Origin of the sequence: Protofrankia sp. Cj3, from assembly GCF_917627355.1 — a bacterium.
Taxonomy (GTDB): domain Bacteria; phylum Actinomycetota; class Actinomycetes; order Frankiales; family Frankiaceae; genus Protofrankia.
In genome coordinates, this window is record NZ_CAKJTR010000212.1 from 1 (window position 1) to 7,707 (window position 7,707).

Annotated in this window: 12 protein-coding genes, 2 pseudogenes and 1 CRISPR repeat array; of the genes and pseudogenes, 3 read left to right on the forward strand and 11 right to left on the reverse strand. The window is 68.1% G+C overall.

Annotated features, from left to right (window positions below; genetic code table 11):
• The 11 genes and pseudogenes from MJ783_RS20335 to MJ783_RS20385 form a co-directional block, all read right to left on the reverse strand.
• A partial coding sequence (locus tag MJ783_RS20335) for a DUF2637 domain-containing protein (RefSeq protein ID WP_239312756.1) occupies positions 1–869 on the reverse strand: 869 nt, incomplete at its 3' end.
• Positions 870–1,003: 134 nt separating this feature from the next.
• Positions 1,004–1,246: pseudogene (locus MJ783_RS20340) on the reverse strand (WhiB family transcriptional regulator); the annotation flags it as partial.
• Between the two features lie 14 nt (positions 1,247–1,260).
• Positions 1,261–2,037 (reverse strand): hypothetical protein, encoded by a 777-nt coding sequence (locus tag MJ783_RS20345; protein WP_239312758.1) that lies wholly within the window; start codon positions 2,035–2,037, stop codon positions 1,261–1,263.
• The gene (locus MJ783_RS20350; protein WP_239312761.1) at positions 2,034–2,417 is read right to left on the reverse strand and encodes a hypothetical protein; all 384 of its coding nucleotides are present in this window, start codon (positions 2,415–2,417) and stop codon (positions 2,034–2,036) included. Before MJ783_RS20350 ends, MJ783_RS20345 begins: the two co-directional genes overlap by 4 nt.
• A complete protein-coding gene (locus MJ783_RS20355; RefSeq protein ID WP_239312763.1) occupies positions 2,414–2,680 on the reverse strand; it encodes a hypothetical protein in 267 nt (88 codons plus the stop codon). Before MJ783_RS20355 ends, MJ783_RS20350 begins: the two co-directional genes overlap by 4 nt.
• Entirely contained in the window at positions 2,677–3,150 is a 474-nt protein-coding gene (locus MJ783_RS20360) for a hypothetical protein (protein ID WP_239312765.1), read from the reverse strand. Before MJ783_RS20360 ends, MJ783_RS20355 begins: the two co-directional genes overlap by 4 nt.
• Positions 3,147–3,545 (reverse strand): hypothetical protein, encoded by a 399-nt coding sequence (locus MJ783_RS20365; protein WP_239312767.1) that lies wholly within the window; start codon positions 3,543–3,545, stop codon positions 3,147–3,149. The genes MJ783_RS20360 and MJ783_RS20365 overlap by 4 nt, the downstream gene beginning before the upstream one ends.
• Positions 3,542–3,691: a hypothetical protein gene (locus tag MJ783_RS20370; protein ID WP_239312768.1), complete on the reverse strand. Its 150-nt coding sequence runs from the start codon at positions 3,689–3,691 to the stop codon at positions 3,542–3,544. The genes MJ783_RS20365 and MJ783_RS20370 overlap by 4 nt, the downstream gene beginning before the upstream one ends.
• Positions 3,688–3,957: a helix-turn-helix domain-containing protein gene (locus MJ783_RS20375; protein ID WP_239312770.1), complete on the reverse strand. Its 270-nt coding sequence runs from the start codon at positions 3,955–3,957 to the stop codon at positions 3,688–3,690. The genes MJ783_RS20370 and MJ783_RS20375 overlap by 4 nt, the downstream gene beginning before the upstream one ends.
• A gap of 108 nt (positions 3,958–4,065) precedes the next feature.
• Positions 4,066–4,317 carry a helix-turn-helix domain-containing protein gene (locus MJ783_RS20380; RefSeq protein WP_239312772.1) on the reverse strand — a complete coding sequence of 84 codons (252 nt, stop codon included), beginning with the start codon at positions 4,315–4,317 and terminating at the stop codon, positions 4,066–4,068.
• On the reverse strand, positions 4,314–4,520 hold the full coding sequence (locus MJ783_RS20385) for a hypothetical protein (RefSeq protein ID WP_239312774.1): 207 nt from the start codon (positions 4,518–4,520) through the stop codon (positions 4,314–4,316). Before MJ783_RS20385 ends, MJ783_RS20380 begins: the two co-directional genes overlap by 4 nt.
• Before the next feature lie 174 nt (positions 4,521–4,694).
• Between MJ783_RS20385 and MJ783_RS20390 the strand changes: the two genes are divergently transcribed.
• From MJ783_RS20390 to MJ783_RS20400, 3 genes and pseudogenes are all read left to right on the forward strand, one after another.
• Positions 4,695–5,486: a GntR family transcriptional regulator gene (locus MJ783_RS20390; protein ID WP_239312776.1), complete on the forward strand. Its 792-nt coding sequence runs from the start codon at positions 4,695–4,697 to the stop codon at positions 5,484–5,486.
• An 11-nt stretch (positions 5,487–5,497) separates the two neighbouring features.
• The gene (locus MJ783_RS20395; protein ID WP_239312778.1) at positions 5,498–6,301 is read left to right on the forward strand and encodes a hypothetical protein; all 804 of its coding nucleotides are present in this window, start codon (positions 5,498–5,500) and stop codon (positions 6,299–6,301) included.
• A pseudogene (locus MJ783_RS20400) lies at positions 6,298–6,639 on the forward strand (NUDIX hydrolase); the annotation flags it as partial. The gene MJ783_RS20395 and the pseudogene MJ783_RS20400, both read left to right, overlap by 4 nt.
• Before the next feature lie 80 nt (positions 6,640–6,719).
• Positions 6,720–7,672: direct repeats of the CRISPR family, unit length 30 nt; unit sequence GTTTCAATCCCTCCAGGGATGATCAGGAAC.
• Positions 7,673–7,707 lie beyond the last annotated feature (35 nt).

Here is a 7,707-nt window from a genome sequence, read left to right on the forward strand (position 1 = left end):
GCCCGGCCCGTCGGGGACGCGGCCGCACGCCGCCGCGCCGGCCGCGGCGGCGACGGTGGTGCCGTGTCCTCAAAACGCACCACCGTGTCCGGACGCGGCGCCTCAAACCGCTCCCCGTGTCCGGCCGGCAACGCTTCCCGCGAGGACACCGGCAGCGCTGCCGGCCCGCCGGGGACGGCGTCCACGGAAGCGGCGGCCCGCTCGGCGCGGATCTGCGCGACCAGACGCACCATCGCTTCCCGCGCGGCCGGATCCACCGCCGGGTCCGTCACCGCCAGCACCGTGCGCCGCCACGACGGGATCTCGTGCACCGGGTCCAGCAGCACCCGGATCGGACGCAGTAGCGGAATCGGTGTCGGGGGGGACGCCCCGCGCCGCTGGAGAACCTGCTTGCGGATCTCTCCTAGCAGCACCTCGAACGCGACCGCGGCCAGCACCGGGATCGCGACAGCGACGATCATCGTCGTCAGGTCATGTCCTGACCGGCGGGCGGCGTAAATGCCGTTGGATGCTGAGGACGCCACCACCGCCAGCGCGGTACCCAACCGGGCCACCGTCGCCGGCCGGCCGTCCACCACCGCGGAGAACGCCACCGCTGCCATGGCCACCGGCAGCCCGTCCGCGACCGCGGGCAGCAGATAGCCGTGATGGAACCCCAGGCTCTGCGCGAAGTGGGACTGGTGGTCATAGGACCACACCGCCCCGGCCGCCCACACCCCGGCGATCAATACCAAAGAGACGATCAGCGGCCAGGCCACCGACCGCTTCCCGGCCGCTTCCCGGTCATCCGCCCGAACCCTCACGCCACCATCCCCGGTCCGGGCGTCGTCACCGGCACGCAGCCCACGGGAATCGATACGCCCGCTCATGCCGCGCCCCCGCGAGCGACGCCCGGGTCCACACCGGTGCCCCCGCAGCGGCGGCAACCGTCCGGGCCGGGGTTCCCGACGCACAGGTAGCACGCCTGCGCGGCGACCAGCGGCCAGCGCCGGACAGGAACGGGACGCACGCCCGCGGCGGGCCGGGCATGCGGCGCCCGGCGCTCCTGCTCGCTCAGCCCGCCCCAGATCCCGAACGGCTCCCGGGTCGCCAACGCCCAGCCCCGGCAGGCGTCGATCACCGGGCAGCCGGCGCAGACCGCTTTCGCCGCCGCGGTCTGCCACTCGACCACAGGGCCGGTCGTCCCGACCGGGAAGAACAGCTCCGGGTCGACGCCCCGGCAGGCGGCCCGTTGCCGCCAGCGCACGGCCAGGCGGGCGCTCACCGCCCGGCCCCGGCCAGCTCATCGGGATGGATGTCGGGGGCATCCTGATGACAGCCGGGATGCTCCGGCCCGTAGCCGCAGTCCACCACCTCACCGGCCGGTCGGATCGGTACGACACAGACCACACAGACGTCACCGTCCGGGCCGGTCTCCGCCGGGCCGGCCAGGCCCTGGGCACCGGCCCGGCCGGCGTGGCTGTTGCCCACGGGCAGGCCAAGCGCGGCCCGCGCCTCATCGACGGTGACCGTGGGAGTGATAGCGCCGATCTTGATTGCGATGCCGGTACGGGTGACGCCCGCCTCAATCACGGTCAGGGTGCCGTCGCTGCCGCCGGTGCGGACGGTCGGGGTCACCCCGAGCCACGTGTAGAGCGACCGCAGGTCGGCCAGCAGCACCTGGTCGGTGTCGTCACCGACCGCACCGAGGGCATCGATCTCCACGCAGGCCAGCGGCTCGTGGCCGGTGTAACGCCACACGTCCACCCGAACACCAACACGCCTGCCAGTCACCGTCTCGTGCTCGACTAGGAGCCGGCCGCAGACATCCAACGCGGCGGGCAGACCCGGCTGCACCTGCGGCGCCTCGGTCGTCGGGTCCTGTCCGGCGAGTACGCCCCGCGCGGCCAGCAGTTCGGTCATCGCCGCATCGACCTGGCGGACCTGGTCGGCGACCGGGCAGCGGGCCGCCGAGGCTCGCAACGCCTCCAGGGTCGCGGTCAACGCCTGATGGATGTACAGCGCGGCGCGATCCCGGCTGGCGACGTTGGTGGTCATACCGCCACCTCCCGTGCACGGGGAGACAGGACCGCCGCGCCGCTGACCGGCCACCCGGCCGCGGCCCACAGGTCGGCGCGGGCGGCGACCAGCACGGCCGGGAGGGTGGGAATACCGGCCCGACGGCCAGCGGCCCGCCGGGCCGCGACCGTCACACGACGGACCCGCCGGGCCACAGCGATCTCATAGCCGGGTGCGCGGTCGGCGCACGCGAGCGCCACCGCGACCGTGGCATCGGTTTCCGCGCTCACCGCGTCGGTGTACTCCCGCAGCAGCGGCTCGGCGGTGCCGTCCGCGGCGGTGCGAACCGCGGCCCAATGGTCGGCGGCGGCCGTGAGGAAACCAGCCAGCGCATCCGCGAGCGGTGAACCGGCGGTCATGCCGCACCATCCAGCTGCTCCATCGCGTCGTAGGCGGACGCGAGCTCTGTGACGACCCCGGCCGGCAGCAGTTCGATCACCCCGTGCATGACCACGGATGGGTGGAGGTCCGCGAGCGTGTCCCCCGCCGCCTGCGCCTGCGCCTCCGAGGCGTGCAGCCCGGCGGTGTACCGGCTGCCTCCTACCTCAACAACCGGAGCGAACAGCGGCGGAAACCAACCATCCGGGTCGGTCGGCAGCATCAGGCCGCCCTGGGTGCTCATCGGCCCGGCTCCGTGACGGTGAACGGTCGGCCTGGCCCCGTTCCGATGACCGGGGTGTAGCGATCACGGGCCTCGGCTGTGACCTCCGGGTCGCTGAGCAGTGTGTAGACCGTGACGCAGACACCCTGGTGGGTGAACGTGCCCCAGGCCCACAGGCTGCCCTCGTGCCCGAGGCCGCCTTCTGTTGTGTGCAGGGTGAGACCGAACTCGCGGGCGAACGTGTCGATACCGGTGAGACGGTGGTCGTCAGCGGCACGGCTTCGGTACGGCACACCATCGGCATCCTGATCCTCTGTGATCTGAAATTCGATCACCGGGATGCTCGTGTAGTAGAAGCCGGACTTGATCCATATGTAGAACGCGACGTCCGTGTTACCGACGAACCGGTCAACGATGTCCGTGGCGACACGGAGCCGGTGACAAGCCCGACCCACGGGGGTACCGACGGGAGTGAGGTCGACGGCGCTCATCGGCCTGCCTCCTCAGCGAGACGACAGGCATGGGCTTCGTCGACGGCGGTGAACAGGTCCGGGAGGTGGCGGTGCTGCTCAGCTACCCAGGTGAGAAAGGCCGCCGTCGCGTCCGCCGGACTGCTGGCGGTCGCCTCACCGATCTGCCGCCAGGTCGCGCCCGCGTGCAGTGCCCGCAAGACACCGGTCTGCAGTCCGCGCCGTGCGGCGCGGGCCGCCGCGACCTCGGTAGCCAACAGCTCCAGGACCTCGTCGACGTCGACCCGCTGACCACGGGCGTAACGCACGGCGATATCCAGACCCAGGTCGGCTGCCCGGGTCGCCAGCATCAGCGGTGTCGCCGACCGGCCCGGTTCGACGTCAAGGATGTCCTCGGGCTGGCAAGGGCGGCTCACTTCTCACCACCACGGCGCAGCAACTCCCGGGCGATCCGCTCAACCTCACGGACGACCGCATCCGCGAGATCCTCGGCGGCGTCGCCACCCGATCCGGGAACGGGGATCGGCAGCGACCAACCGCCAACCATCGGCTGGCGGTTCATACGGCACCCCCCGCAGGCACGGGGGCCAACTCCGCGGCCACAGCGGTCTGACCGCCGTCGGCCGTGTCGAGCAGCCGGGTGATGAACGTGCGAGGGACGCGGTAGGCACGGCCGACCGCGACGAACGGGATCGTCTCGGCGTAGATCGCCCGGCGGATCGTCATCTCGCTAACCCGCAGCGCCCGGGCGGCCTCCCGCACGGTCATCAGCGGATGCTCGGCTGGGACGCCGTCACCGGTACGGACGGTGGGCGGACGGGACGGCACAGGTCGTTCTTCAAGGGTGGACAATGGACGGCGCTCCTCGTCTAGGGCTGGGAGCGGCGGTCCCGGCTGGTGCTTGCCGGCGAGGCCGGGACCGCCACCTGTCGGTGGTCAGGTCTTGTAAGGCAGGAATCGGGTGGCCGCCCCGACTTCGCCGTTCGGAGATGTGCCGCGCAGGATCGCCTCGACGACCGAGCGGCGGTAGCGGCGGTGGCCGGACGGGAGCTCGACCGAGTCGATCCGGCCGGTCCGCGCCCAACGCGCCAGGCTCACCACACCGATCCGCAGTGCCTTTGCGACCTCGACAGGGGTCATCAACTCGTCCGTCTCGCCCGCGGGCAAGACGGTGGGCATCTCGGTCATGACGTGGTTGCCTCACCGGCGATGGCCGCCTGCAACGAGGTCATCGTGCTGTCGACTTCGACGATGCAGGTGTCGAGGTCGAGGACCATGTCCCCGTCGTACTTGCACTCATCGAGCGCCTTGACGGCCTCCATCAGGGTGCCGATCGCAGCGAGCAGGTTGCCGCGGATCGAGACCCGGTCCAGCTCGGGCACGTGGCTCACGGTTGCGGTCTCCCTTCTTTGATCGGTATGACGTAGGACGTAGGACATCCTACGTGTCGTACGGTGTCACACGGTTTGGGCGGCTGTCAACGGAGAGGTAGGACGTCCTGCAGGACTAACGTTGGGTCCGCGGGAGCAAGAAGCTGATCCGGAGAGATGAGGTGCATGGTCGGGATGACTGTTGAGGCTCCGAAGTCTCGGTATCGGCAGGTCGCCAATCTGATCAGGCAGGACATCGCCCTCGGTGAGTACCCACCTGGCTCTACACTGCCCAGTGAGCAGGAACTGGCCGGAAAGGTGGGCGTGTCCCGGGTGACGATCAACCGGGCTCTCCAGATCCTCCGGGCAGAGGGCATGGTGCGGGTTCTGCGCGGACGTGGGACGGTAGTACGGTCTGTCCCACCGATTTCCCGGCATAGCAACCGGCGCTACGCGCGAGCGGCTCGCGAGGAACACGGTGCCCGTGGCGCATTTGATGCCGAAATTCGGAAACTTGGGTTGATACCTCGGTCCGACATTGTCCAGCTGGAGTCGGTCGACCCACCCGAAGCGACGGCGAAGGCGCTAGAGCTTGGCCCAGGAGAGCGGGTCCTCATACGCAAGCGCCACATGTATGCATCTGATGAACCAGTACTGCTGGCGACATCCTACATTCCCTGGCCACTCGCAGAGAGTGCCGGCCTGACCAGGGTGGATACTGGTCCGGGCGGAACCTATTCACGGTTGGCGGAACTTGGACAGGGGCCGGTGCGGTTCACTGAGGATATACGGGCACGCATCCCGACGGATGACGAGGAAGTGTTCTTCGGCCTGGCTGAGAATCAACAGGTTTTTGAGATCATCCATATGTCATGGACGGCCGACGATCGGCCGGTGGAGTACCGCGTCGATGCGCTGCCCACGTTCCAATGGGTCCTGCACTTCGAGTGGCCGGCCGAGGTCGTCAACCCGGGCAGCCCGTCGTGACGCTCCGGCAGATGGAAGTCCGTGTTGCCGAACTGCCGGCGCAGGCTGGGCAGGGCCAGGACCGGGTCCTGATCGGCGACAACGTTGTTGTTGTCCTGGACGGAGCGTCCGGATCTGACGGCACAGTCAGCGTGGCCGCCTATGTGGACGCGCTCGGCGTCCAACTGCTTGGGGCACTTGCGCGCCGACCGGCGGCTCCACTGCGAACCGGGCTGCGCACGGCACTCATGGGTGTCACGCAGGTACTGGACCTGCAGCCGGGCGATTCGCCGTCCTCAACTGTCAGCATCATCCGGTCCGCTCTCGGCCGCGTCGACGTACTCGTACTCGGCGACACACCCGTGTACCTGGCAACCCGATCCACTGGCGTTCTACGTATCTTCGATGACCGCCTCGCCCAGCTTCCCGTGATGCACCGGCCAGCGGCCCTCGCCCGGCTACAAGCCGGAGGCGGGTACGACGACGAACATCAGCGCATTCTCCGCGAGATGAGGAACGAGAAGGCGCCCTACCAGAACGCCACTGGCGGCTACTGGATTGCCGCGGCCGACCCTGCGGCCGGCGGCAAGGCCCTTGTGCGATCTTTTCCCGCTGAGGATGTGCTATGGGGCGCCATCCTCACCGACGGCGCCGAAGACCCGATGCGGCACCTCGGCATCAGCATCGACCACGTGGCCGCACTCGGCGAGGGAGATCTCGGCGCTCTGCTCGCCCAGTTTCACAACTGGGAAGAGCGTGAAGACCCCCAGGGCCAGCTACTGCCGCGGTTCAAACGCCATGACGACAAGTCGATCGCCGTGGTGACCTTCCGATGACCGAGACCACCGCCATACCTCCCCGACACTCGGTCAGTGTTGCCGGCGTCGTTGTGAACGAAAACGGCCGCGTTCTTGCCATCCGCCGTCGAGACAATGGCCAATGGCAGGCACCGGGTGGCGTGCTCGAACTACAGGAAACCTTCGAGCAGGGCGTTCGCCGCGAGGTGCTCGAGGAGACCGGCGTCACCGTTGAGGTCGACCGCCTCACGGGCGTCTACAAAAACCTACGGCTCGGCGTCGTGGCCCTGGTCTTCCGCTGCCGACCGATAGCAGGTACGCCACAGCCGACAGCCGAGAGCAGCGAGGTGCGTTGGCTGACGGAGTCCGACATACAGCAGAGCATGAGCCCGGCGTTCGCCGTCCGAGTGACCGACGCGCTCACGGGCGATGCGCCCGTCGCCTTCCGCGCCCACGATGGCGTCAACCTCCAGAGATGATCAACCACCCTCGTTGGAACTTCTTCTACGGTTCTGAGGGCTAGCTTCAATCCCTCCATAGATGATCATGAACCATCGCGCTGACAATCGATATCGCTCCGGTGGCAACGGGTTTCAATCCCTCCAGGGATGATCAGGAACCTCACCTCCGCAGCCCAGGGGCTGACCGGGCATGAGGGTTTCAATCCCTCCAGGGATGATCAGGAACGCCATCCTGGTCTGGCTGGGGCGCCTGCCCCGGCTGGGTTTCAATCCCTCCAGGGATGATCAGGAACGCCATCCTGGTCTGGCTGGGGCGCCTGCCCCGGCTGGGTTTCAATCCCTCCAGGGATGATCAGGAACACGTTCAATGTGGCCGGCTACCGGGCCGCACATGTGTTTCAATCCCTCCAGGGATGATCAGGAACCAGGTAAGCGTCGGCAAAGGCGCTACAAAGTTCTGGTTTCAATCCCTCCAGGGATGATCAGGAACATGGTCCGCAAGATAGCGGACGCGCAGGCCCACTAGTTTCAATCCCTCCAGGGATGATCAGGAACTGACTATCCGCGTGGCCGAGTCGGCGCGCGAATACGTGTTTCAATCCCTCCAGGGATGATCAGGAACCGGTTGATCAGCTCCCGGGACGGGAGGATCATGTGTTTCAATCCCTCCAGGGATGATCAGGAACCGCGGGACGGGTCGTGGCGGGGCGGGACGGCGCGCAGTTTCAATCCCTCCAGGGATGATCAGGAACCCGCGATGCTGGCGCTGGCGCAGTGATCGCCTACGCGTTTCAATCCCTCCAGGGATGATCAGGAACGCGCACAGCATCTGGCCAACCAAGCCCAGCTCGCGGGTTTCAATCCCTCCAGGGATGATCAGGAACGGTATGCCCGCGCGCATCAGCAGTCGTCCGGCCCAGTTTCAATCCCTCCAGGGATGATCAGGAACCACTCCATCACGGATGCGACGGCACAGCGGGCAAT

What these genes read in the sequence shown, in the direction of transcription:
- MJ783_RS20345 (WP_239312758.1), bottom strand. Translation starts at nt 2,037, where the DNA reads ATGACCACCAACGTCGCCAGCCGGGATCGCGCCGCGCTGTACATCCAT.
- MJ783_RS20350 (WP_239312761.1), bottom strand. Translation starts at nt 2,417, where the DNA reads ATGACCGCCGGTTCACCGCTCGCGGATGCGCTGGCTGGTTTCCTCACG.
- MJ783_RS20355 (WP_239312763.1), bottom strand. Translation starts at nt 2,680, where the DNA reads ATGAGCACCCAGGGCGGCCTGATGCTGCCGACCGACCCGGATGGTTGG.
- MJ783_RS20360 (WP_239312765.1), bottom strand. Translation starts at nt 3,150, where the DNA reads ATGAGCGCCGTCGACCTCACTCCCGTCGGTACCCCCGTGGGTCGGGCT.
- MJ783_RS20370 (WP_239312768.1), bottom strand. Translation starts at nt 3,691, where the DNA reads ATGAACCGCCAGCCGATGGTTGGCGGTTGGTCGCTGCCGATCCCCGTT.
- MJ783_RS20380 (WP_239312772.1), bottom strand. Translation starts at nt 4,317, where the DNA reads ATGACCGAGATGCCCACCGTCTTGCCCGCGGGCGAGACGGACGAGTTG.
- MJ783_RS20390 (WP_239312776.1), top strand. Translation starts at nt 4,695, where the DNA reads ATGACTGTTGAGGCTCCGAAGTCTCGGTATCGGCAGGTCGCCAATCTG.
- MJ783_RS20395 (WP_239312778.1), top strand. Translation starts at nt 5,498, where the DNA reads ATGGAAGTCCGTGTTGCCGAACTGCCGGCGCAGGCTGGGCAGGGCCAG.